The following is a 24,125-nucleotide window of genomic DNA, read 5'->3' as shown; positions in this document are numbered from 1 at the left end:
AGGGGAAATGCAGGAATCGGGCGGGGCTTTAATGAAGTCCTAAGCCTGCCCGAGGGAAGGACTGGCATAGTGGATACATGGCGCACGGAGACCCCGGGCGCAAGGTTGCCGGACACCTCAATGACCGGCACGATTTCCACTTCTTCATGTGTTTTTCCCGTTTTATCCCTGCGCTCTGAAACAGCGTTTCAACCGGCTACCGCACTTTGCGAAGCCGGTTTTTTTTGCCTGCGTTTTCATCCGTTCCCGGCGCCGCGGCGCCGGGAAAGCCGATTAGCCCGCCTGTTTCGCCAGCCATGCATCGACGGCCGGCAGCCGTTCGGCGCGCAGCTTGATGCGATACTTGATACCGGCCACGGAACTGTCGGCGTCGCCGCGCGCGCCGGCCGGCAGGTGCGCCTGCGCGTATGCTTCCAGCTTGGCGATCATGTCCGGCTGCGCCGAACCGGCGGCCAGGCGCGGGAAGTAGCGGCTGCGCGAGCTGGCGTCGATGCGCGCATTGACTTGCTCCAGGTGCGCCAGCGCAAAGTCGAAGGCCAGTTCCGGATGCGTGCGCGACACGCGCGAGATCATGGCCGGGCTGTTGGTCACGCCCGGTTCATCCGTCAGCGCCAGCGCCAATGCGCGCCGCGCCAGGGCGGGATCGTCGCTCGAGGCCAGCAGGTCGTACAGCTGGTTTTTCACCAGCGGCGTCTTTTCCTGCTGCGCGCGGGCGTGCAGCTGCTCCCAAGTGGCGGCGTCCGCATGCTGCGCCACCACGCCCAGGATGGTGCGGCGCAGGGGCGCGGGCATGGCGGCGGGGTCTTGCTCGCTGGCCGCATGGCGGCGGCGCGCCTCGGCGATCACGCCCGGTTCGCCCATGTCGCCGAGGATGGCGATCAGCTGGCCGCGCAGGGTCGCCACGCTCGACGCTTCGCCCGCGCGCGCTTCCCAGCCCGTCTGCGCCATCATCGGCGCCAGGCGCGCCATGGCGAAGCGGCCGAAGGCCTGCTGGCGCGCTTTGCTTTCCGCGCTATCGCCCGCATATTGTTCGTACAGGCTGCCCAGGGAGGCGGCCACCTTGCCCAGTACCTGCGGATCGGCCGACAGCGGCGTCGCTTTCACCAGTTCCAGGAAGTCGGCCAGGTTTTGCGCGCCCGCCAGGCCCAGCGACTGGCTGTCCGCCAGCAAGCCCAATTGGTCGATCGGCGCCAGGCGCGCGAAGCTGCGCGCCAGCGCGCGCGTGTTGGCGGGCGCGTACACGGTGCGGTAGTAGCCGCTCTGGCCCGCGTTCACCAGCAGGGCGCCGCAGCCGGGCACGTTCAAGGTCGCCTTGCCATTCCTGACCAGCACCGTGGCCAGCTTGCCGTTGCCGACCGTCGAGGCGATGACGGGCACTTTCCACGACAGCGGTTTCTTGTTCGGCTGGTCCTTGGAAAATTCCGTCTGCGTCAGGCGCACGCGCGTATTGCCGTTCCGGCACACGGCGTTGTCCACCGTGATCATCGGCACGCCCGGCTGCAACGTGAAATCATGGGCGATGGCGCTGACCGGCTTGCCGGCGGCCGCATCGACTTCGCGCCACAGGTCGTCGGACACCGTATTGCCATACGCATGCTTGCGCATATAGCTGCGCACGGCCGTGCGCCACGTGTCGGCGCCGACATACGCTTCGAGCATGCGGATCACCGCCTCGCCCTTTTGATAGGTGATGCCGTCGAAGGCCTGGCTGGCCTGCTCCACGGTGGCGATGCGCTGCACCACCGGATGCGTGGTGCGCAGCGCGTCCTGGCTCATGGCCGACTCGCGCCCGCCCACGCTGGACAGGGCCGTGTTCCACTCGGGGTGCAGACGCTCCGTGGTGCGGCTTTCCATCCACGACGCAAAACCTTCGTTGAGCCACAGGTCGTCCCACCAGCGCATGGTGACCAGGTCGCCGAACCACTGGTGCGCCATTTCATGCGACAGGGTGGTGTAGATGTTTTCCTTGTCGGCCTGGGTCGAGATGGCCGGGTCAAGCAGCAGGCCATATTCGAAAGTGAAGACGGCGCCCCAGTTTTCCATGGCGCCGAAGAACTGGCTGCGGCCCGGCGCGGCGATGTTGTCGAGCTTGGGCAGCGGATAGCGCACGCCGAAATAATCGTTGTATTCGCGCAGCAGGGCGCTTGACTCGTCGAGCGCGAAGCGGCTTTGCGCCAGCGCGCCTTTCTTCGTGATGACGCCGATCTCCGTACCGTCGGCCATCGTTGTGGCCCGCTCGAAGTCGCCCAGGCCGAAGAACAGCAGATACGTCGACATGCGCGGCGTGGTGGCGAAGTACACGTGCTTCATGCCATTGCCCAGTTCCTCGCTGCTGGCGATCGGCATGTTGCCGACGGCCATCTGGTTGCTCGGCACGACCACGTTGAGATCGAAGGTGGCCTTGTAGTCCGGTTCATCCCACGATGGCAGCATGCTGCGCGCGTCCGAATTTTCGAACTGCGTGTACAGCGCGCGCTGGCGGCCTTGCGGCGTGTCGTAGTCGAGCGAGAACAGGCCCGTGGCCTGCGTGCCGATCTTGCCGCTGTAATCGATGCGCAGCAGGTACTCGCCCTTCGCCACGGGTTCGGCGAAATGCACGGTGGCCGTCTGCTTGTCCGCATCGAACGCGATCTTGCGCGTCACCTGCTTGCTGCCGCCCGCGCCTTCGATGGCGGCGGCCGCAAACGTCAGGTTCAAGGCATTGAAGGTGATGCTGGCGGTCGGCGCGTCGACCGCCACCTTGATGGCCACCTCGCCCTTGAAGGTAGAGGCGGCGGCGTCCGGCGTGATCGACACGATATAGTGCAAAGGCGTGACGCCGCGCGGCAGCTGCGTGGTGGTGCCGGGCGCATGGCTGGCCGAGACGTACCTGGCGGCGGGAGCTGCATTGTCTGCATGGGCTGCGGTGATGGAAGCCAGTGCCAGGACGGCGGCGGCCAGTTGGCTGCGCCGGAAGCGCGGAGTCGGTGTGCGATGCATGGTATGCCCTTGGTTCATGGATAAAACGCCCGCCAGCCGGATAGGCTGCGGGCGTTGATGACGTGTGGGGGACATCGCTGGAACTGGCGGCCAGCGTTCCCGTACAGCAATCTAAGGCGAAACGGGGGCAAAGTCAACGCGCCAGGGGCGCCGCACCATGCCGGTGCGCTGGTATGATGGGCGTCTGACTGCATTGCCACAGGCTGGTGCCGCGCCTGATTGGCCACCACCATAACGAGACGAGACCTGCACATGAAACTCACTATCAGCCCCCGCACGCCCAATCCGCGCCGCGTCACCATGTTCATCGCCGAGAAGGGCATCACCGGCATCGAGGAAGTGGCGCTCGACCTGATGGCCGGCCATCACCGCGATCCCGCCTTCCTGGCGAAAAACCCGCTGGGCCGCGTGCCCGTGCTGGAACTGGACGACGGACGCGTGCTGACCGAGACGCGCGCCATCTGCACCTACCTGGAAGGCTTGCAGCCGCAGCCGAACCTGATGGGCGAGGGATTCGATGAGCGCGCCTTCATTGAAATGGCCGACCGCCGCGTGGAACTGCATTTGTTCAGCGCCGCCGCCAACTGGGTGCGTCACGGTCATCCGGCCTTGGTGGCGCTGGAAAACCCGCAGTTTCCCGATTTCGCCACGGCGCAGGCGGGCAAGCTGCGCGAGACGGCGCAATGGCTGGACCAGGTGCTGGCCCACCAGCCCTACATCGCCGGCGAACGCTTTACGATTGCCGACATCACGGCCTTCTGCGCACTGGAATTTGTACGCGGGCTGATGAAGTACCGGCCGGGAGCGGAAGGGTTGTCGAACCTGCAGGCTTACCGCGACCGCATCGCCGAGCGGCCCAGCGCGCAGGCGAAGTAGGCCTTGCGTGCGGGCCTCGTCAACTATGTTGTCGGCTTACGCCCGTTGGGCTAAGCCGACCTACGCCCGGTAGGTTGGATTAGCGGGACGCGTAATCCAACATCATCGCGGGCTGGCCAACAATGTTGTCGGCTTACGCCCGTTGGGCTAAGCCGACCTACGCCGACCTACGCCGGCCTGCGTTTACCGACAGCCCGGTAGTTCGGATTAGCGGAACGCGTCATCCGACATCACCACTTACTTCAGCTGCTCGTGCAGGAAGGTGTAGGTCAGCGCCCACATCAGCGCCTGCTGGTCGTTGTTGGCGGCACCCGCGTGGCCGCCTTCCGTGTTTTCCCAGTACAGCACGTCGTGGCCTTGCTCTTCCATTTTCGCCACCATCTTGCGCGCATGGCCTGGGTGGACGCGGTCGTCGCGTGTCGAGGTGGTAAACAGCACGCGCGGATATTTCTTGTCCTTGAAGACGTTCTGATACGGCGAGTACTTGCTGATGTAGGCCCATTGTTCCGGCACGTCCGGATCGCCGTACTCACCCATCCACGAAGCGCCCGCCAGCATCTTGTTATAGCGGCGCATGTCGAGCAGCGGCACCTGGCTGACGACGGCGTTGAACAAATCGGGACGCTGCACCAGCACGGCGCCCGTCAGCAGGCCGCCATTGCTGCCGCCCATGATGCCCAGGTGGCGCGGACTGGTGACCTTGCGCTTGATCAAATCCTGCGCCACCGAGATGAAATCGTCATACGCGCGCTGGCGGTTTTCCTTCAGCGCCGCCTGGTGCCAGCGGGGGCCGAATTCGCCGCCGCCGCGGATATTCGCCAGCACATACACGCCGCCCTTTTCCAGCCACGCCACGCCCGTGGTGCCGCTGTAGCTCGGTTTGAGCGACACTTCAAAGCCGCCATAGCCATACAGCACGGTGGGGTTGCTGCCGTCGAACTTCGTCTTCTTGTTCATGATGGCGAAGTAGGGCACCTTGGTGCCGTCCTTCGACGTCGATTCGAACTGCTCCACCTTGTACGGCGCCGCATCGTAGTAGGCGGGCAGCGACTTGATTTTCGTGCGCTGGTCGCTTTGCGCCGTGGCCAGGTACAGGGTGGTCGGATTGAGGAAGTCGGTCACCGTCAGGAAGTACTGGTCCGAATCGACCGGGTCGAGCGCGCTGACGGCCAGGGTGCCCAGCTTCGGCGCGTCGACGGCGCGGCGCTGCCACTTGCCGTTCACGTGGCGCAGTTCCGTCAGGCGGTTCTTGACCTTGTCCAGGGTGGTGACGAGGATGGCCGATTTGGTGGCCGTGACATTGTCCAGCGACGAGGTGGCCGTGGGCGCGTACAGCAATTCCAGCTCCTGCTTGCCCTGCATGAAGGCCTTGAAGTCGGACGCCAGCAGCGAGCCTTGCACGTAGGTCTTGCCGTTCACTTTCCAGTCCGAGCGCAGGGTGATGATCAATTGATCGCGTACGGTGAAGGCCGTCGCGTCGTCCGGCTTCGGCACTTTTTTCAGATCGGCGCCTTCGCGCAGGAACATTTCGCCGCTGTAGAAATCGATTTGCCGCTCGATGAACTGGTGTTCGTGGCCGGGCGTGAAGTCCTTGTAGGCGCCCGCGCTCAAGTCGTCGGGTTTGGCTTCATACAAGGTGTGCGCCTGCGCCAGCGGCGTGCCGCGCTGCCACTGTTTGATGATGCGCGGGTAGCCCGAGCTGGTCATCGAGCCTGGGCCGAAATCGGTGGACACGAACAAGGTGTCCTGGTCGATCCAGCTGGCGCTGCTCTTCGCTTCGGGCAGGGTGAAGCCGCCATCGACAAAGGCGCGCTTGGCCACGTCATATTCGCGCACCACCTTGGCGTCGCCGCCGCCGCGCGACAGGGAAATGAGGCAGCGTTCGCCCTTCGGATACAGGCAGGAGGCGCCGCCCCAGACCCAGTTTTCATGCTCGCCGGCGGCCAGCTGGTCGAGGTCGATCACGGTTTCCCACGCGGGTTCGGCCAGCTGGTACTGCGCCAGCGTGGTGCGGCGCCAGATGCCGCGCACGTGCTGGGCATCGCGCCAGAAATTGTAGTAAAACGCGCCTTCCTTGCTGACGTAGGGAATGCGTTCCTTCGAGTTGAGGATGGTTTTCAGGCGCGCCTGCAGGGCCGCGAAGCCGGGCTGGGCTTCCAGCTCTTTGGTGGTGACGGCATTGTGCTGCTTGACCCAGGCCAGCGGCTTGTCGCCGAGGACTTCTTCCAGCCACAGGTGGGGATCGGTGTTGGCGGCGGCAGGGGCTGGGGCTTGCGCGTGGGCGAGGCCCGCTGCGGCCAGGCCGAGCAGCATGCTGCCGGCGAGAGTGCGATATGACGACATGTAAGGTTCCTGGTTGGTCCGGTGGAGGCCGCGTTGCAGGCAAAACGGCGCAGCCATGGTGCCATGGATTGCTGTGAGGAACCAGTGTCTATGGACGGCTACCTGAAAAAATAGTTACTTTTCCAATATTGTTTGCTGGAAAAGAGCAGGGCCGTAGAATCTGCGGCACTTGGTGTACCAGTCCGTGCCGTTGCCGTGCCCTGATGCGCGGCGTTCACGGCAGCTGATTGACCCACACGGGCGCCGACCAGACGATGTTGCCGTCGTCCTGCGTCAGGCGCGCGTAATAGACATGGGGGCCGGGCGCGGGCGTGACGGTGAGCTCAGCCTGGTCCGATACTTGCGTAACGGAGCCGTTGCCGCCCGGTACGCCGTGGAAAATGGCGACGGCGGCCGCCTGGCGTCCCGCGCTGTTGCTGAAATGGGTGGACAGTTGCAGCGGCCCGTGGTTGTCGAAACGTTCGCCCATCAGCTTGCCATTGGCCGTGAACAGCAGCTGCGCGTGCTTGTCCATGGTGGCAAACACGCGGCGCGCGCGCAGCGCGTCGAGGAAGCTGTCGCGTGACACGGGCATGCCGGCGGCCGGGCTGGCCACCAGCACGGCCGTGCGGTTGCCGTACGACGCGCCCCAGTTGGCGCAGTGGTTGTCCTGGTTGCTGCTGAAGGCCACGTGGTAGCCGGCCGCCAGGGCACGGTTGCAGGCCGCCTCGTAATTGCTGCGCCGCGTTTCCGTTTCCTGGTCGTTGGTGGAAAACGCGGATGTATTCATCACTTCGCACAGCACCATGGCCGCATCGCCGTCCGGCGTGTAGCCGAGCGGCTGGCCATCGACGAGAAACTGGCCCGCATAGGCAGGGTGGTTGAACTGGCCGATCCAGCCCCGTTCGCGCATCAGCGCATACAGGGCGGCGTAGTCGTTTTTCGGCGTTTCCAGGTCGGCCAGCAATTCGCCCCGGGCATTCCTTTCCCAGCCCAGCAATTGGTCGCTATTGAAGATGTTCAGGTGGCCGCCCTTGTTGATGACGCCCCATTCCATGCCGTACAGGGCCAGGAAACCGGGGTGGGCGTTTGTATAGGCGGCCGCTTCGGCCAGCCCCGTCTGGTACAAGGCCTTCGCTTCGGCAGGCGTGGCTGCGGGATTGGTTCCGTCCGAACCGTCATACATATGGTTGTGCTCGGATGTCAGCAGGGCGTCCAGGCCGTGATCCTGCGCATATTTATAGGCGTCGATGGGGCCGAACGGCGCCGTTTGCGGCTCCTGCGCGCCATGGCAGGCATCAAGCGCCGCGCCGCCGTCGCTGTGGCGCGTCTGGCTGTGCAGGTTGGCGTAGACGATGCGGTAGCCGGGCTCCTCATCCAGGCGAGACAGTTGTTGCAGGCCGGCCTGGAAGGCGGGCACCCGGGGCGCCGTGCTGGCGCCCCGCTGCACCGCGATTTGCCATTGCTGTTCCACCTGCGCTTCGCGCGGCGTGCCGGCATTGGCCACGGCCAGCAGGCGCAGCTCGTACAAGCCGTCCGGCGCCAGCATGCGCCGTTCGCGCGCATCGGCATCGGCGCGGCCATCCCAGGGCAAGTTGACGCGCTTGCCGCCGGCGCCCACCTGTTCCGTGCCCGACCAGCGCCGCAGCACGGCGCCTTGCGGGCCGGGACCGGACAAGGTCAGGGTCCAGCGCACGGCATGGGCGCGGCCTTCGTCCGGATACGTGAGGCGCACGACGAATGTGCGCGCCTGCGTGACCCGTTCGCCGCGCGCCGCGTGGAACGGTGCGAACACGGTCGCGTCCAGCTCGCTGTGCTCCCTCGGTTCGGGAGAGCCATCTTGCGCTGCGGCGGTGTTACTCCAGGCGATCAAGAGCGCACCCACGCAGACGCATGCCAGCGCGCGCGCCAAGCCGCGCCGTGGCTGCCATTGCCGCAGTTGCCCGAACATGCCGGCCTCCGCTTCATGAACTCAATATCAATTAGACAAACATTGCACTTTCGAGTTCCCCGACGCACCAAGAAGAGGCGTGCCTGCACCGCCAGGTGCCATGACCTGGCGCAAAGTCCGTACAAATAGGCACCCTGCCCCTGGGACGGGCCTGGCACGGGGCTTGCTAAACAGAAGGTACGGATCAACGGCGATCCCCTGAATAAACGCACAACGGTCCAACGACGGACCACCTGGACAACGGCGTCCGCTCTGGCTGATTTTTTCATCGGCGGGGGCGGGCGCCGTTTTTGTTTGCATCTTTGTTATTTTCGGGATACTTCGGGAAACCATCATGGCCAGCCAAAAAGCAACGCGCATCGCGCTCTTCTCCCTCGCCACGCCGCCCATGCGGGCATTCCACCTCACGTGGATGGCATTTTTCGTGTGTTTCTTCGCCTGGTTCGCCTGCGCCCCGCTGATGCCTGTCATCAAGGGCGAGTTCGGCCTTTCTTTGGCGCAAGTGGCAAACATCAATATCGCGGCCGTCGCCATCACCATCCTCGTGCGCCTGATCGTCGGGCCCTTGTGCGACCGCTACGGCCCCCGCAAGACGTACACGGGCTTGCTGCTGCTCGGCGCCATTCCCGTGCTGGGCGTGGCCGCGTCGCAAAGCTATGAAAGCTTTCTGTTCTTCCGCCTGGGCATCGGCGCCGTCGGCGCCAGCTTTGTCATCACGCAATATCACACCTCCGTGATGTTCGCCCCGCGTGTTGTCGGCACGGCAAACGCGGCCGCCGCCGGCTGGGGCAATGCGGGCGGCGGCGCGGCGCAGGCGCTGATGCCGCTGCTGCTCGGCGCCGTGCTGATGCTGGGCGTGTCCGAATCGCTGGGCTGGCGCGTGGCCCTGCTGGTGCCGGGCGTGCTGATGCTGGTGATGGCCGTGCTGTACTGGCGTTATACGCAGGATTGCCCTGAAGGTAATTATTCGGACTTGCGCGCCGCCGGCACCGCCATCGAAGGCGGTAAAGGTGGTGGTAAAAGCGGTGGCTGGGACAGCTTCAAGGCCGCCAGCAGCAATTATCGCGTCTGGCTGCTGTTCGTCACCTACGGCGCCTGCTTCGGCATAGAAATCTTCATCCACAACATCGCCGCCGTCTACTACGTCGACCATTTCGGCCTGTCGTTGAAATCGGCGGGCCTGGCCGCCGGCAGCTTCGGCCTGCTGGCGCTGTTTGCCCGCGCTTTGGGCGGCTGGCTGTCCGACAAACTGGCCCTGCGCGGCAACCTGAACAGCCGCGTGACCCTGCTGTTCATGCTGATGATAGGCGAAGGCGTGGGCTTGCTGTGGTTTGCCAAGGTCGACAGCGTCACCTGGGCCGTCATCGCCATGCTGGTCTTCGGCCTGTTCACCCACATGGCGTGCGGCGCCACCTACGCGCTGGTGCCCTTCATCGACAGCAAGGCTCTCGGCGGCGTGGCCGGCATCATCGGCGCGGGCGGCAACGTGGGCGCCGTGGCGGCCGGTTTCCTGATGAAAGGCACGGGCGACATCCGCCAGACCTTGATCATCCTCAGCGCGCTGGTGGTGATTTCGGCCCTGTGCGCCATCGCCGCCCGTTTCACGGGCCTGGCGGCCGAACCGAACATGGCCGCGGCCTGAGGAGAGCGCAATGAACCACCCCTTGAACATCGTCGTCCTTGGCCATGGCATGGTCGGGCATAAATTCCTCGAACGCCTGGCCCTGGACAACGCGCCGCACCTGTCCGTGACGGTCTTGTGCGAAGAGCCGCGCCCCGCCTACGACCGGGTGCACCTGTCCGAATTTTTCAGCGGCAAATCGGCCGAGGACCTGTCGCTGGTGGCGCCCGGCTTCTTCGACAAGGGCAACGTCGTGTTAAAGCTCAATGCACGCGCCGTGTCCATCGACCGCGCGGCGAAAACCGTCACTGCCAGCACGGGCGAGGTCTTGAGCTACGACAAACTCGTATTCGCCACCGGCTCGACGCCGTTCGTGCCGCCGCTGCCGGGCAAGGAGCGCGATGGCTGCTTCGTCTACCGCACCATCGAAGACCTGGAAGCCATGCTGGCCTGGGGTGCCAAGTCGAAAACGGGCGTGGTCATCGGCGGCGGCTTGCTGGGCCTCGAATGCGCGAAAGCCTTGCGCGACCTGAAGCTCGACACCCACGTGGTGGAATTCGCGCCGCGCCTGATGGCCGTGCAGGTGGACGAGGGCGGCGCGCGTGTCTTGCGCCGCAAGATCGAGGAGCTGGGCGTGACCGTGCACACGCAAAAGAACACGCTGGCCATCGTCGACGGCGAAGCTGCCACGCACCGCATGCAGTTCGCCGACGGCAGCCACCTGGAAGCGGACATGATCGTCTTCTCGGCCGGCATCCGCCCGCGCGATGAGCTGGCGCGCGCCTGCGGCCTGGAGGTGGGACCGCGCGGCGGCATCGCCATCGACGACAGCTGCGTCACGTCCGACCCGGACATCTATGCCATCGGCGAATGCGCGCTGTGGGGCGGCCTGGTGTTCGGCCTGGTGGCGCCCGGCTACGAAATGGCCCGCATCGCTGCCCGCCACCTGCTGCAGGAGGAGGGCGAAGCGTCGTTCAAGGGCGCCGACATGAGCACCAAGCTCAAACTGATGGGCGTGGACGTGGCCAGCCTGGGCGACCCGCACGGCAATGCGCCGGGCAGCCGCTCCTACCAGTTCATGGACGAGCGCAAGCAGATCTACAAGAAGATCGTCGTTTCCGACTGCGGAAAGTACCTGCTGGGCGGTGTGATGGTGGGCGACGCCAGCGAATACGGCACGCTCTTGCAGATGATGCTCAACAAGATCGAGCTGCCGGCATCGCCGGAATTCCTCATCCTGCCGCAGGCGGACGGCCAGCAAAAGACGGGACTCGGTGTGGACGCCTTGCCCGAGTCGGCGCAAATCTGCTCGTGCAACGACGTGTCGAAAGGCGCGCTGTGCGCGGCCGTCGCCGATGGCGCCACCAGCATCGGCGCATTAAAATCCTGCACGAAAGCCGGCACGGCCTGCGGCGGCTGCGTGCCGCTGGTGACGCAGATCATGAAGGCGGAAATGCAGAAGCAGGGCCTGGCCGTCAACAATCACGTGTGCGAACACTTTGCGTATTCGCGCCAGGAATTGCACCATCTGGTGCGCGTGGGGAAAATCCGCAGCTTCGGCGAACTGCTGTCCGCGCATGGCCAGGGTCTCGGCTGCGATGTGTGCAAGCCCGTGGCGGCGAATATCCTCGCGTCTTGCTGGAACGATTTCGTGCTGTCGCCCGTGCACGCCAGCCTGCAGGACAGTAACGATTATTTTCTCGGTAATATCCAGAAGGATGGCACGTATTCCGTCGTGCCCCGCATGCCGGGCGGCGAAGTGACGGCCGACGGCTTGATCGCCGTGGGCATGGTGGCGAAAAAATACGGTCTCTATACGAAGATCACGGGCGGACAGCGGGTCGACCTGTTCGGCGCGCGCGTGGATCAGTTGCCGGCCATCTGGGAAGAGCTGATCGCGGCCGGCTTCGAGTCGGGCCACGCCTACGGCAAGTCGCTGCGCACGGTGAAATCGTGCGTCGGCTCCACCTGGTGCCGCTACGGCGTGGCCGACAGCGTGGGCTTCGCGATTCAACTGGAGAACCGCTACAAGGGCTTGCGCACGCCGCACAAGATCAAGTTCGGCGTCTCCGGCTGCACGCGCGAATGCGCCGAGGCGCAGGGCAAGGACATCGGCCTGATCGCCACGGAAAAAGGCTGGAATTTGTACGTGTGCGGCAACGGCGGCATGAAGCCGCGCCACGCGGAACTGCTGGCATCCGATCTCGATGAAGCGACCCTGGTGCGCTATGTCGACCGCTTTTTGATGTTTTACGTGCGCACGGCGGACCGCCTGCAGCGCACCAGCGTGTGGCGCGACAACCTGGAAGGAGGCCTCGACTACCTGAAAGCCGTCGTCGTGGCCGACCGCATGGGCATCGCCCACGAGCTGGAAGCGGACATGCAGCACGTGGTCGACACCTATGCCTGCGAGTGGAAGGAAGCCGTCTCGAATCCCGCCGTGCGCCAGCGTTTCCGCCATTTCGTCAACAGCGGGAAGAACGATGAAAACGTCGTGTTCGTGGAAGAGCGGGGCCAGATCCGGCCCGCCACGCCCCTTGAACGCCGCAACACCGTGATCCCCATCCTTGCCGTGGAGGCGTGAGCCATGAATGCGATGAATGAATTGAACAGCGCCAGCGCCGACAACTGGGTGGCCATCTGCCCCTTGACGGACATCGTGCCCGACACGGGCGTGTGCGCGCTGCTGGGCGGCCGGCACGTGGCCGTGTTCCGCGTCGGCGATGCCGCGCCGCGCGTGTACGCCATCGACAATGTCGACCCGAACGCCGCTGCTTCCGTGCTCTCGCGCGGGCTGGTGGGCAGCATCGGCGAGCGCGTCGTGGTGGCGTCGCCCATCTACAAGCAGCACTTCGACCTGGCCAGCGGCGAGTGCATCGAAGCGCCTGAACACTCGGTGGCCGCCTGGCCGGCGCGCGTGTTCGGCGGCATGGTGTGGGTGGCCCTGTGAACACCGCCGCACGGCCGTCTTTAGTCGTGGTCGGCAACGGCATGGCCGGCATGCGCACGGTCGAGGAATTGCTGAAACTCGCGCCGGACCTGTACGACATCACCGTCTTCGGCGCCGAACCGCACGGCAATTACAACCGCATCCTGCTGTCTCCCGTGCTGGCCGGCGAAAAGACGGTGGACGACATCATGCTGCACACGCGCGACTGGTATGCGCAGCACGGCATCACCCTGCACGCGGGCGACCCCGTGGTGCGCATCGACCGCCAGGCGCGCACCGTGCAGGCGCTGTCGGGCATCGAGGTGCGCTATGACCGCCTGCTGCTGGCCACCGGTTCCACCCCGTTCATCGTGCCCGTGCCGGGCCACGAACTGCCCGGCGTGATCGGTTTTCGCGATATCGACGATGTCGACACCATGCTGCGGGCGGCGCGCCAGCACCGCCACGCGGTCGTCATCGGCGGCGGCTTGCTGGGACTGGAAGCGGCCAACGGCCTGCAGCGCCAGGGCATGGACGTGACGGTGGTGCACATGAGCGGCGCCCTGATGAACCAGCAGCTCGACGCGCCCGCATCGATGCTGCTGAAATCGGCGCTGGAAGCGCGCGGTCTGCGATTTTTGATGCAGGCGCAAACCTCCGCCATCATGGGCAGGACCCGCGTGGAAGGCGTGCAGTTTGCGGACGGCAGCAGCATTCCCGCCGACCTGGTGGTGATGACGGCCGGCGTGCGCCCCAACATCGCGCTGGCGCAAGCGGCCGGCCTGCACTGCGAACGGGCCATCGTCGTCGACGACTGCCTGCAAAGCTACGACCCGCGCGTGTACGCCGTGGGCGAATGCGTGCAGCACCGGCGCGCCACCTTCGGTCTGGTCGCGCCCATCTGGGAACAGGCGCGCGTGTGCGGCGCGCATCTGGCCGGCGCCGGGCACCGCCGCTACGTGCAGCAAGCCAGCGCCACCAAATTGAAAGTGACGGGCATCGACCTGTATTCGGCCGGCGACATCATCGGCGGCGAGGGCAGCGAAGACCTGGTGCTGCGCGATCCGAGGCGTGGCGTCTACAAGCGGCTCGTGGTGCAGGGCAGCCGCTTGGCCGGCGCCGTGCTGTATGGCGACGTGCAGGACGGTCCCTGGTATTTCGACCTGATCCAGCAGCGCCGCGACATCAGCAAGCTGCGCGCCCATTTATTGTTTGGCCAGGCGCTGTGCGCCCAGGCCGCCTGACAGCGACCAACAGGATACGCCCATGACCAGCTGCACGCCCGTGAAAACCACTTGCCCGTACTGCGGCGTCGGCTGCGGCGTAGAAGCGACACGCCTGCCCGACGGCGCCATCCGCATCGCCGGCGATACAACGCACCCGGCCAACCTGGGCCGCCTGTGCGTGAAAGGTTCGGCCCTGGGCGACACCCTGGACCTCGAACAGCGCCTGCTCTACCCGCAGGTGCGCGCCGACGGCGTGCTGCGGCGCGCTTCCTGGGATGCCGCGCTGGGCCAGGTGGCCGGCGGCCTGCGCGCCATCATCGACGAGCACGGCCCCGACGCCGTCGCCCTGTATGTCTCGGGCCAGCTGCTGACGGAAGACTATTACATCGCCAACAAATTCATGAAGGGCTATGTGGGCAGCGCGAATATCGACACCAATTCGCGCCTGTGCATGTCCTCGGCCGTCGCCGGCCACAAGCGCGCGTTCGGCGAAGACATCGTGCCCGGCTGCTATGAAGACCTGGAGCTGGCCGACATGGTCGTGCTGGTGGGCTCGAACACGGCCTGGTGCCACCCGATTTTGTTCCAGCGCATCGCCCGCATCCGCGAAACCCGGCCGGAGATGAAGCTGGTGGTGATCGACCCGCGCCGCACGGCCACCTGCGAGCTGGCCGACCTGCATTTGCCCGTGAAACCGGGCACCGACGTGTGGCTGTTCAACGGCTTGCTGTGCTATCTGGCGAAGGAGGGCGTGATCGCCGGCGAGTTCGTCACGCGGCACAGCCGCGGCCTCGACGAGGCGCTGGCGGCCGCCCACGCGGACTGCGGCGACCCGCTGCAGGTGGCGCGCATCTGCAAGGTCGACCCGCAAGCCCTGCTGGCGTTTTACCAGGCGTTTGCCGCCACGCGCAAGGTCGTCACGGCCTTTTCGCAGGGCGTGAACCAGTCGTCCTCCGGTACGGACAAGGTCAACAGCATCATCAACTGCCACCTGGCGACGGGGCGCATCGGCCAGCCCGGCATGGGACCGTTTTCGCTCACGGGCCAGCCGAACGCGATGGGCGGGCGCGAAGTGGGCGGGCTGGCCAACATGCTGGCGGCGCACCTTGAACTGGACAATCCGCTGCACCGCGACACCGTGCAAACCTTCTGGGACTCTCCGCGCATCGCCGCCAAACCGGGCTTGAAGGCGGTGGACCTGTTCCACGCGATCGAGGCGGGCAAGGTCAAAGCCGTGTGGATCATCGCCACCAATCCCCTGGTCAGCATGCCGGACGCCGACCAGGTGCGCCGCGCGCTGGCCAAGTGCGAGCTGGTGGTGGTGTCGGACATCAGCGCGCAGTCGGACACGAATGCCCATGCCGACGTGCTGCTGCCGGCCCTGGGCTGGGGCGAGAAGGACGGCACGGTGACGAACTCCGAGCGCCGCATCTCGCGCCAGCGCGCGTTCTTGCCGGCGCCGGGCGAGGCGCGTGCCGACTGGGACGTGCTGTGCGACGTGGCGCGCCGCATGGGTTATGACGGCTTCGATTTCGCGGCGCCGCAAGCCATTTTTGCCGAACACGCACGGCTGTCGACCTTCCGCAACGGGGCGGAAACGGCGCGGCTGTTCAATCTGGCGGGCCTGGACAAGCTGGATGCGGCGCAGTACGACGCCCTGGCGCCACAGCAGTGGCCGCAGGGCCGGGCGCGCCTGTTCGGCGACGGCCGCTTCGCCCATGCGGACGGGCGCGCGCGCTTCGTGCCGACGGCGCCGCGCGCGCCGCACAACATGCCCGGCGAGGACTATCCGCTGATCCTGAACACGGGCCGGGTGCGCGACCAGTGGCATACGATGACGCGCACGGGCAAGGCGGCCAAACTGTCGGGCCATGTCGCCGAAGCGTTCATCGATATCCACCCGCAGGATGCGCTGCTGTACGGCGTGCGCGAAGGCGAACTGGCGCGCATCACCAGCGCCTGGGGCGCGATGGTGGCGCGCGTCGTGCATGGCGGCGGCATCGCGCGCGGCCAGGTCTTCGTGCCCATCCACTGGAGCGACGCGAATGCGTCCGACGCGCGCGTGGGCGCCGTCGTCAATCCGGTCGTCGACCCCGTCTCGGGCGAGCCGGAATTCAAGCACACGCCGGTGCGCATCGAGCAGTTCCGCGTGCACTGGCATGCGTTTGTCCTGAGCCGCACGCCCTTGGCCCTGGACGGCGTGGCGCACTGGACGCGCATCCAGGGCGAGCAGTTCCTGCGCTACGAACTGGCGGGCCGCCAGCGCATCGATGATCTCGGCGCCTGGGCGCGCGCGCTGCTCGGCGTCACGGACGACAACGCCGACTGGCTCGATTACGCGGATGCCAGCGCCGGCGTGTACCGCGCCGTGCACCTGGACGAGGGACGCATCGCGCAATGCGTGTATGTCTCCCCCCGTCCCGACCTGCCGTCGCGCAGCTGGCTGGCCGGCCTGTTTGCGCATGCGCAAATGGATGCGCTTGATCGCGCCGGCGTGCTGCTGGGCCAGCCCATCGGCAAGGGCGTGGATGCCGGTCCCATCGTGTGCTCGTGCTTTGGCGTGGGGCGCAACACCATTTGCGCGGCCATCGCCGGGCAAAAACTGGAGACGACGGCGCAGGTGACGGCCTGCGTCAAGGCGGGCGGCAATTGCGGCTCCTGCGTGCCGGAGATACGACAGTTGCTGCTTGAAGCGCGCAGCGCGGCCTGATCATCTGTCCTTTCCCGCGCGGCTTTGCTATATTGCCAGCTCTACAAGGGGAGAGGCAATGTGATGACGGCAGGACAATACGACACGGTCTGGCTGACGGGCTTGAGCGGCGCCGGCAAGTCCAGCATCGCCGACGCGCTGGCGCGCCAGCTCAAGGCGCAGGGGTGCGCCGTGGCAGTACTCGATGGCGACCAGCTGCGCCATGGCTTGAACCGGGACCTGGGTTTTACGCCCCAAGACCGGCATGAAAACATCCGCCGCACGGCCGAAGTGGCGCGCCTGATGAACGGGGCGGGCTTGACCGTCATCGCCGCCTTCATTTCTCCCTACCGCGCCGACCGGGCCATGGCCGCCGACATCATCGGCGCGGCGCATTTCATTGAAGTCCACGTCAGCACGCCGCTGGCCGTGTGCGAGGCGCGCGACCCGAAGGGCCTGTATGAAAAGGCGCGGGCAGGGCAGCTGGCGCAATTTACGGGCGTTTCCGCACCCTATGAAGCGCCGCTGGCCGCCGCGCTGACCCTGGACACGGGCACCCTGGCGCTGGACGAGTCGGTCGAGCGCATTTGCCGCTACCTGCGGCAGCGGCCGTGACGACCTGGCGCAAACGATTGCGCCGGCGCCTGCCGGCCAGCCTGAAGGCGCGCATGAGCGTGGTCGTCTTTCTGCTCGTGCTCGCTGCCGTGGCCTCGCTGGCGCTGGCCACCCTGTCCGTGGCCGAGCGCGGCATGCGCGATGTGACGGGGCGCCAGCAGTACGTATCGCTGTCCAGCGCCGCCGTCTTCATCGATGAGGAACTCGACGCGAAGCGCAACGTGCTGCGCGCCATTGCCGACAGCCTGCCGGCCGGCGGCGCGCACGACGGCGCCAGCCTGCAGCGTTACCTGGCTGCGCAAACGGTGCTGCGCAAGGAATTTTATTCGGCGGGTGTGGTCGGTATCGACGGGGCCGTGCTGGCCAGCGTGAGTCCCTTCAAGCCGCAGGCGGGGCTGAATGTGAAGGGCCGTCCTTACTTTGAACAGACGCTGGCGACCCGGCGCTCGGTGATTTCCGCACCCCTCAACGGCAGCATTTCCGGCATGCCCATCGTCGTGGTCACGCAACCCGTGTTCGACGCGCAGGGCGCCGTGCGTTATGTGCTGGCGGCCAGCGTCAACCTGCGCCAGCCCGATTTCCTGGGCCGCCTGGGCGCCCTCAAGCCGGGCACGGGCGGCTACCTGTACATCATGACCGGCGAAGGCATCATCGTCGAGCATCCCGACAAGTCGCGCATCATGCAGCATATCGAGGCGCATGGTCCCATCAGCATGTCCGCGCGGCGCGCCTTGCAGGGTTTCGAGGGCTGGCTGACGGGCACCACCACGCAAGGCGTCGATGCCCTGTTTGCCTACCACCGCATCGCGTCGACGGGCTGGATACTGGCATCCGTGTATCCCATGCGCGACGCGTTCGCGCCGCTGCACGCCATCCGCAGCAAGATATTGCTGGCCGCCGTGCTGCTGGCGGCGCTGGCGGGGCTGGCCGGCTGGCGCGTGGTGCTGCGCCTGCTGCTGCCTTTGGCGCGGCTGCGCCACCATGTACATGAAATCCGCCGCCAGCGCCTGGGCATCGAGGCGCTGCAAATCGAGCGGCGCGACGAGATCGGCGACTTGAGCCGCGATTTCTACTCGCTGATGGCCGAGCGCGAAATCGCCGTGGCGCAGACGCGCGACAGCGAGCGGCGTTTGAAACTGCTGACGGACCACGTACCCGTGGTGATCGTCTACATCGACCGCGAGCACCGCTACCAGTTCATCAACGCGACGTTTGAAAAATGGTTCGGCAGATCGCAGCAGGAAAGCATGATGCAATCGATCCGCGAGGTGCTGGGCGAGGAAGCCTACCAGTTGCGCGAACAATACCTGCGGCGCGCCTTCTCGGGCGAGGAGGTTGAATATGAGTTCACCATCGGCGGCGACGGAGACGCCGGCCAGCGCGCCTTCCAGACCAGCTACGTGCCCGACGTGGGCGAGAGCGGCGCGGTGGAAGGCGTGTATGGCCTGATCCACGAAATCACCAAGACCAGGGCCGTGCATACGGCGCTGCAGTTCGCCGCCGCCACGGATATCCTGACGGGCATCGCCAACCGGCGCCGTTTCGACGAACAGCTGGAATTGAGCATGCAGCGCACGCGGGCCGCGCGCGCGCCGATGGCGCTGGCCTATCTCGATATCGACCGTTTCAAGGCCATCAACGACAGCCTGGGACACAAGGCGGGCGACGAGGTGCTCAAGGAGTTCGCCGCGCGCCTGGTGCGCAGCGTGCGCGCCAGCGACCTGGTGGCGCGCCTGGCCGGCGATGAATTCGTGATCATTCTCGAAGGGGTGAACGGCGCGGCCGAAGTGCGCCAGGTCGGCGCCAAGATCGTCGAGGCCATCCGTCAGCCGTTTGCGCTGGCCGGCGGTCCGCTGCCGGTGACGACCAGCGTCGGCATGGCCATTTTCCGCGAAGGCGCGCTGACGCCGGCGCAGTTGCTGGATCTGGCCGACCAGGCCCTGTACGCCGCCAAGGGGCAGGGCCGCGACGGCGTGGCGCTGCGCGAGGCGGCGCCGTAGCCACTACAGGGTGGCGCTCCAGTGATCGAGCTGCTGCGTGGTGGCCGTCACGCCGCCGCACACGATGACGAGCACATTGCGGTAGGGCGCCAGTTCCGGCGCCTTGCCGTAGACGGCCGCCAGCGCCGCGCCGCAGGCCGGTTCCACCACCAGGCGCTGGTCGGCGACAAAGCGCTGGCAGGCGTCGACGGCGGCGCGGTCCGACACCACCACGCTGTGCAGCAGACGGGTCTGGCTGATGGCGTATGCCTGCGCGCACACCTGGCGCGCGGCCAGCGACGTGGCGATGCTGCTCACGGCCGGCAGGGCCACGTGTTCGCGCGCGGACACGGCCGCCGCCAGCGAAGCGGCGCCTTGCGTTTCGACGGCCACGATGGCCACGTCATCCCAGCCGTTGCGCTGCAAGCCTTCGGCCACGCCGGCCAGCAGGCCGCCGCCGCCCACCGACAGCACCACCGCGTCCGGTTTCAGGCCCGCGCGCGCTACTTCATCGATCATGCCGGCATGGCCCTGCCACAGCAGCGGGTCGTCGAACGGGTGCAAAAAAGCGTCTTGCGGCGTGAGCATCGATTGGGCCAGCGCGTTCGCTTCCTGCCAGGCGGCGCCGTGCACGATGACTTCGGCGCCTTCCTGGGCGATCAGGGCCTTGGCCCGTTCGCTCGTCGTTTCCGGCACGACGACGATGACGGGAATACCGAGCTGGCGTCCCGCATAGGCGACGGCGATGCCGGCATTGCCGCCGGAAGAGGAAATGAAGCGGCTGGCGCCGCGCCGCGCGTATTCTTCGCAGGCGAGGCCGATGCCGCGGATCTTGAAGGAGCCGGGCGGCTGCAAGGCTTCGAGCTTGAGCCAGATGGCGCGTTCGCTGAGCAGGCTCAGGGTGCGCGAGTTGAGCAAGGGAGTTTCGATGTGCAGGGCCATGCGTGTTCCTGGTAAACAGTCAGGCCAGCATCATAGCCGAAGCGCCCGCGCCACCGTGTCATCCTTGCCGGCAGTGCGCTGGCTGTCAGTTCAGCGGGACGCTTTTGAGGTGGTGCGTGCGCGCCACTTCCTTCATCGCTTCGAGCAGATCGTCGCGCAGCTGGCGCGGCAGCTTGCCGAAGAATTCCTCGTCGTTCTGGTCGGCCATTTCGGCCAGCACCGGTACCAGCGCCTCGCCTTCCGTGGTCAGTTCGATCGAGTGCTGGCGGCGGTCGGCCAGCAGGATGGATTTGCTGACCATGCCCTTGCTTTCCAGGCGGTCGATCAGTTTCGACACGGCGCCCTTGCTCATGCCGGACACCTGCGCCAGCACCGTGGGCGAGGTGCAGCCCAGGCGGAACATTTCGCGCAGCACCACCCATTCGGACACCGTCACGCCATTGGCTTCGGCTTTCTTCTGGAAGCTGTGGGACACATGGTTGGAAACGAAACGCAGCCAGTAACCGAGATGGGCTTCCAGTTCGCTGACGGGAACGCTGTTAGGACGGGCGGCTTGCGTGGCGGCCGATTCAAAATTATGGCTCATTTCTCTTCCTTCACTGGGCGGCGTTGCCGGCATGGTTAAGGCCTTCACGCTTGCTGTCGAGTGGTTTGTTTGGGAACAATCGTCGTGCTTGAGGTATTTCTAACACTGTTTTCACAGGAAATCATTCAGCGGCAAAAAGTTTTTCCTTTTTCTCTTGCTCTAAATATATAAAAAGCAATATCAAGCAAATAATCGTATTGCTAGAGAGAAAGATTAAAAAAATAACTCATGTTGTATCAATGGTAACATGAATTTTGCCGAATTGATAAATATTTCAAGCGCGATCACTGTCGCATGGCACAGGTGTGTTGCCGGCGCTACTTAGAGCCTATCCCAGTAGATGAATACATCTCTTGCAAGCGCCCCTCAGAAGCGGGGAGTCGTCGCGTGGTTCGCCACGCGTCCTCCTCGCGCCTTGTCCGCGCTCCTGATGTGCTGCTTGCAAAAGACGCTCCCTACTGGGATAGGCTCTTAGCTGAACCGTTCCACGAGAAAATCGACGAAGCTGCGCAGCTTGGGCGAGCGATAGCGGTCCGGCAGGTAGACTACGTTCAAGGGGCGGCTGGGCAGCGCATGCGCGGGAAACAGCTGGACCAGGCGGCCCGCCCGCACGTCCGTTTCCAGCAGGAAGGCCGGTTGCAGCACGATGCCCATGCCATGCAGTGCGGCAACGCGTAGCGCCTGGCCGTGGTTGACTTGCAGGCGGCCCGAGACGGGCACGCTGCAGACGCCGTCCTCGCCTGTCAGGCGCCAATGCGCCAGGGCGGCGGGCGAGAAGGACAGGCATTCGTGCCGGCTCAGCTCGGCCGGGTGGCGCGGCGTTCCCCTGCGCGCCAGATAGTCGGGAGCGGCGCAGATCATCAGCCGGTAGGGCGCCAGCGGTCTGGCGATCAGCAAGGAATCGGGCAACTGTCCGATGCGGATGGCGGCCTCGAAACCTTCCTCTACCAGGTCGGCCACGCGGTCGCTCAGCGACACATCGATGCTCACGTCGGGATAGCGCTCCAGGTATGCGGCCATGGCGGGCATCAGCGCTTCCGCGCCGAAGGTGAGGGGCGCCGTGATGCGCAGCTTGCCGGCGGGCGCCAGTTGCAGGTTTTGCGCCTGGACATCGGTTTCGGCCACCAGCCTGAGGATTTCCTTGCAGCGCGCATAGTAATCCTCGCCGAAGGCCGTCAGGTGCTGGCGCCGGGTGGTGCGCTGGAGCAACTGCATGCCCAGGCGCTTTTCCAGCGTCCGCAGGTGGTTGCCGGCCATCGTCGCGGAGATCCCGCAGGCGGCCGCGGCGGCGCTCAAGCTGCCTTTTTCCACGGCCAGTACATACACCTTCATGCTGTCTAGCAAATCCATTGGCAATCCCTGCTGTCAAATCATTGAATCAAACCATAGTTTATCTATTAATGATTTTAAATGACACTGCTGTTTGTCCCGCCAGCGCGCGGCCACCCTGACCCATTGCCCGAGAACAGACCATGCAAGCCATCCAACTGACCGCTCCTTCCCTCACCGCGTTTCACCAGACCGAGCTGCCCGAGCCGCAGGCCGGGCGGGGCGAGGTGCTGCTGCGCCTGCGCGCCGCCACGCTGAACTTTCTCGACGTGGCCATTGCGACCGGCAACTTTGCCGGCGCGGCCTTTCCGCTGATTCCCGTCGCCGACGGCGCGGGCGAAGTGGCGGCGCTGGGCGAGGGCGTCAGCGGGCTGGCCGTCGGCGACCGCGTCATCCCGCACTTCATGCCGCGCTGGCAGGGCGGTGCCATCGCGCCGCACAACGTGGGCGCGATGCGCGGCGTCACCTTGCCGGGTTCGCTGGCCGAATACGTGGCCGTCCCCGCCGCCAGCCTGGTCGCCTTGCCGGCCCACCTCGATTTTATCCAGGGTGCGGCCCTGCCGATTGCGGCCACGACGGCGTGGAATGCCGTGCGTTCGGCGCAAGTGCGCCCCGGATCGGTGGTGTTACTGTTGGGAACGGGCGGCGTCAGCCTGTTTGCCTTGCAGTTCGCCAAGGCGTCGGGCGCCACGGTGATCCTCGCGTCGTCCAGCGATGACAAGCTGGAACGGGCGCGCCAGCTGGGCGCCGACTACCTGATCAACTACCGGGCCACGCCGGCCTGGGATGCGGAAGTGCTGAAACTGACGGGCGGGCGGGGTGCCGACCTGGTGGTCGAGACGGTGGGCGGCGCCACCATCGTGCGCTCGCTCAACGCGGCAGCGGTGGGCGGCACGGTCTTCACGGTGGGTTTTGTCGGCGGCACGGCCGCCAGCATCGACTTGCTTCCCGTCATCGTCAAGGCCTTGCGCATCGTCGGCAACAACACCGGTTCCGTGGCGGACCTGGCGCAGGCGGCCCAGGCCATCGCCGCGCATGGCATCGTGCCCGTCATCGACCGCGTGTTCGGCCTCGGCGACACGGCCGAAGCGTATGCGCAGCTGGCTGCCGGCGGCCGCCATTTCGGCAAGCTTGCCATCGCGCACTGAGCCGGCCGCAACACTGTCGCCGTCAGGCGGCGACGTGCACTTTCACGTTCGCGTCGCGCAGCACCTCGGCAAAGCGGGGCGGCGGCGGCGCGTCCGTAAACAGGATGTCGACTTGCGCCAGGTCGGCCAGCCGCACCAGCGCCTTGCGGCCGAATTTATGCTGGTCGGCCACCAGCCACACTTCGCGCGACTGCTCGATGATCGCTTGCGCCACCTTCACTTCGCGCGCGTCGAAGTCGCGCAGGCTGCCGTCTTCGTCGATGCTGGAAATGCCGATGATGCCGATGTCGACCTTGAACTGGCGGATGAAGTCGATGGTGGCTTCGCCGACGATGCCGCGGTCGCGCCCGCGCACCACGCCGCCGGCCACGATGACTTCGCAGGCGGCGTTGTCGGCCAGGATGGCTGCCACGTTGAGGTTGTTCGTCACCACGTGCAAGCCCGTATGGCGGCTCAGCGCGCGCGCCACTTCCTCGGTCGTCGTGCCGATATTGATCAAGAGCGAACAGCCGTGCGGCACCTGCGCGGCGACGGCGGCGGCGATGCGCCGCTTGGCGTCGCTGTTGAACACTTGCCGCTGGCTGTAATCGATGTTTTCCACGGACGAGGGCAAGCCGACTCCGCCGTGGTAGCGGGCCAGCAGGCGCGCTTCTTCCATCTGCTTGACGTCGCGGCGCACGGTCTGCGGCGTCACGTCCAGCTGCTGCGCCAGCTCCTCGACGGACATGGTGACCTTCTGGCGCACCACTTCGAGCAAGCGGCGCTGGCGGGGATTCAAAATCATGGGCTTGTCTCTTTAAAAAACACAAACGAACAAAAACGAACAAATAGTGATAAAAATATGTTGCTATCGATTCGCAATCTGGCGTATCTTATCCATATTGCATTCGAATTACAGCTGTATTGATCTTAACGACAGTCGCCGGCGATGCC

Annotated in this window: 16 protein-coding genes; 9 read left to right on the top strand and 7 right to left on the bottom strand. The window is 65.7% G+C overall.

Annotated features, from left to right (window positions below):
• Positions 1–273: 273 nt before the first annotated feature.
• On the bottom strand, positions 274–2,979 hold the full coding sequence (locus AC3RCG_RS19135) for a M1 family metallopeptidase (protein ID WP_492405389.1): 2,706 nt from the start codon (positions 2,977–2,979) through the stop codon (positions 274–276).
• 252 nt (positions 2,980–3,231) lie between these two features.
• Here AC3RCG_RS19135 and AC3RCG_RS19130 point away from each other — a divergent pair, with 252 nt between their 5' ends.
• Complete coding sequence (locus tag AC3RCG_RS19130) at positions 3,232–3,855, top strand: glutathione S-transferase family protein (RefSeq protein WP_492405391.1); 624 nt, start codon at positions 3,232–3,234, stop codon at positions 3,853–3,855.
• 237 nt (positions 3,856–4,092) lie between these two features.
• On the opposite strand, the gene AC3RCG_RS19125 is transcribed toward AC3RCG_RS19130, so the two are convergent.
• Positions 4,093–6,198 (bottom strand): prolyl oligopeptidase family serine peptidase, encoded by a 2,106-nt coding sequence (locus AC3RCG_RS19125; protein WP_492405393.1) that lies wholly within the window; start codon positions 6,196–6,198, stop codon positions 4,093–4,095.
• Between the two features lie 214 nt (positions 6,199–6,412).
• Positions 6,413–8,128 carry a CehA/McbA family metallohydrolase gene (locus tag AC3RCG_RS19120; RefSeq protein WP_492405395.1) on the bottom strand — a complete coding sequence of 572 codons (1,716 nt, stop codon included), beginning with the start codon at positions 8,126–8,128 and terminating at the stop codon, positions 6,413–6,415.
• Positions 8,129–8,462: 334 nt separating this feature from the next.
• Here AC3RCG_RS19120 and AC3RCG_RS19115 point away from each other — a divergent pair, with 334 nt between their 5' ends.
• The 7 genes from AC3RCG_RS19115 to AC3RCG_RS19085 are packed head-to-tail and all read left to right on the top strand — an operon-like array spanning position 8,463 to position 19,208.
• Positions 8,463–9,770, top strand: coding sequence for an MFS transporter (locus tag AC3RCG_RS19115; RefSeq protein ID WP_070222231.1), 1,308 nt, complete (start codon positions 8,463–8,465; stop codon positions 9,768–9,770).
• 10 nt (positions 9,771–9,780) lie between these two features.
• Positions 9,781–12,333 (top strand): nitrite reductase large subunit NirB, encoded by a 2,553-nt coding sequence (nirB, locus tag AC3RCG_RS19110; protein WP_492405397.1) that lies wholly within the window; start codon positions 9,781–9,783, stop codon positions 12,331–12,333.
• Between the two features lie 3 nt (positions 12,334–12,336).
• A complete protein-coding gene (gene nirD / locus AC3RCG_RS19105) occupies positions 12,337–12,699 on the top strand; it encodes a nitrite reductase small subunit NirD (protein WP_492405399.1) in 363 nt (120 codons plus the stop codon).
• The gene (locus AC3RCG_RS19100; RefSeq protein ID WP_492405401.1) at positions 12,696–13,922 is read left to right on the top strand and encodes an NAD(P)/FAD-dependent oxidoreductase; all 1,227 of its coding nucleotides are present in this window, start codon (positions 12,696–12,698) and stop codon (positions 13,920–13,922) included. The genes nirD and AC3RCG_RS19100 overlap by 4 nt, the downstream gene beginning before the upstream one ends.
• A gap of 22 nt (positions 13,923–13,944) precedes the next feature.
• Positions 13,945–16,614, top strand: coding sequence for a molybdopterin-dependent oxidoreductase (locus AC3RCG_RS19095; protein ID WP_492405403.1), 2,670 nt, complete (start codon positions 13,945–13,947; stop codon positions 16,612–16,614).
• A gap of 24 nt (positions 16,615–16,638) precedes the next feature.
• Positions 16,639–17,208 (top strand): adenylyl-sulfate kinase, encoded by a 570-nt coding sequence (gene cysC, locus AC3RCG_RS19090; protein ID WP_492405405.1) that lies wholly within the window; start codon positions 16,639–16,641, stop codon positions 17,206–17,208.
• A complete protein-coding gene (locus AC3RCG_RS19085) occupies positions 17,205–19,208 on the top strand; it encodes a diguanylate cyclase domain-containing protein (RefSeq protein WP_162995735.1) in 2,004 nt (667 codons plus the stop codon). The genes cysC and AC3RCG_RS19085 overlap by 4 nt, the downstream gene beginning before the upstream one ends.
• Positions 19,209–19,211: 3 nt before the next feature.
• On the opposite strand, the gene AC3RCG_RS19080 is transcribed toward AC3RCG_RS19085, so the two are convergent.
• The 3 genes from AC3RCG_RS19080 to AC3RCG_RS19070 all read right to left on the bottom strand — a co-directional run bounded on the left by AC3RCG_RS19080 (position 19,212) and on the right by AC3RCG_RS19070 (position 22,065).
• Positions 19,212–20,129 (bottom strand): pyridoxal-phosphate dependent enzyme, encoded by a 918-nt coding sequence (locus AC3RCG_RS19080; RefSeq protein WP_492405407.1) that lies wholly within the window; start codon positions 20,127–20,129, stop codon positions 19,212–19,214.
• Positions 20,130–20,214: 85 nt separating this feature from the next.
• On the bottom strand, positions 20,215–20,715 hold the full coding sequence (locus AC3RCG_RS19075; protein ID WP_070290701.1) for a MarR family winged helix-turn-helix transcriptional regulator: 501 nt from the start codon (positions 20,713–20,715) through the stop codon (positions 20,215–20,217).
• 471 nt (positions 20,716–21,186) lie between these two features.
• Positions 21,187–22,065: a LysR family transcriptional regulator gene (locus AC3RCG_RS19070; RefSeq protein ID WP_070290700.1), complete on the bottom strand. Its 879-nt coding sequence runs from the start codon at positions 22,063–22,065 to the stop codon at positions 21,187–21,189.
• 122 nt (positions 22,066–22,187) lie between these two features.
• Between AC3RCG_RS19070 and AC3RCG_RS19065 the strand changes: the two genes are divergently transcribed.
• On the top strand, positions 22,188–23,192 hold the full coding sequence (locus tag AC3RCG_RS19065; RefSeq protein ID WP_070290699.1) for a zinc-dependent alcohol dehydrogenase family protein: 1,005 nt from the start codon (positions 22,188–22,190) through the stop codon (positions 23,190–23,192).
• Positions 23,193–23,214: 22 nt separating this feature from the next.
• On the opposite strand, the gene AC3RCG_RS19060 is transcribed toward AC3RCG_RS19065, so the two are convergent.
• On the bottom strand, positions 23,215–23,976 hold the full coding sequence (locus AC3RCG_RS19060; protein WP_175445210.1) for a DeoR/GlpR family DNA-binding transcription regulator: 762 nt from the start codon (positions 23,974–23,976) through the stop codon (positions 23,215–23,217).
• Positions 23,977–24,125 lie beyond the last annotated feature (149 nt).

This window comes from Janthinobacterium sp. GW823-FHT01H08 (genome assembly GCF_058797855.1).
The sequence above is the reverse complement of the archived record's forward strand: the minus strand, read 5'-3'. Positions and strand labels throughout refer to the sequence as shown.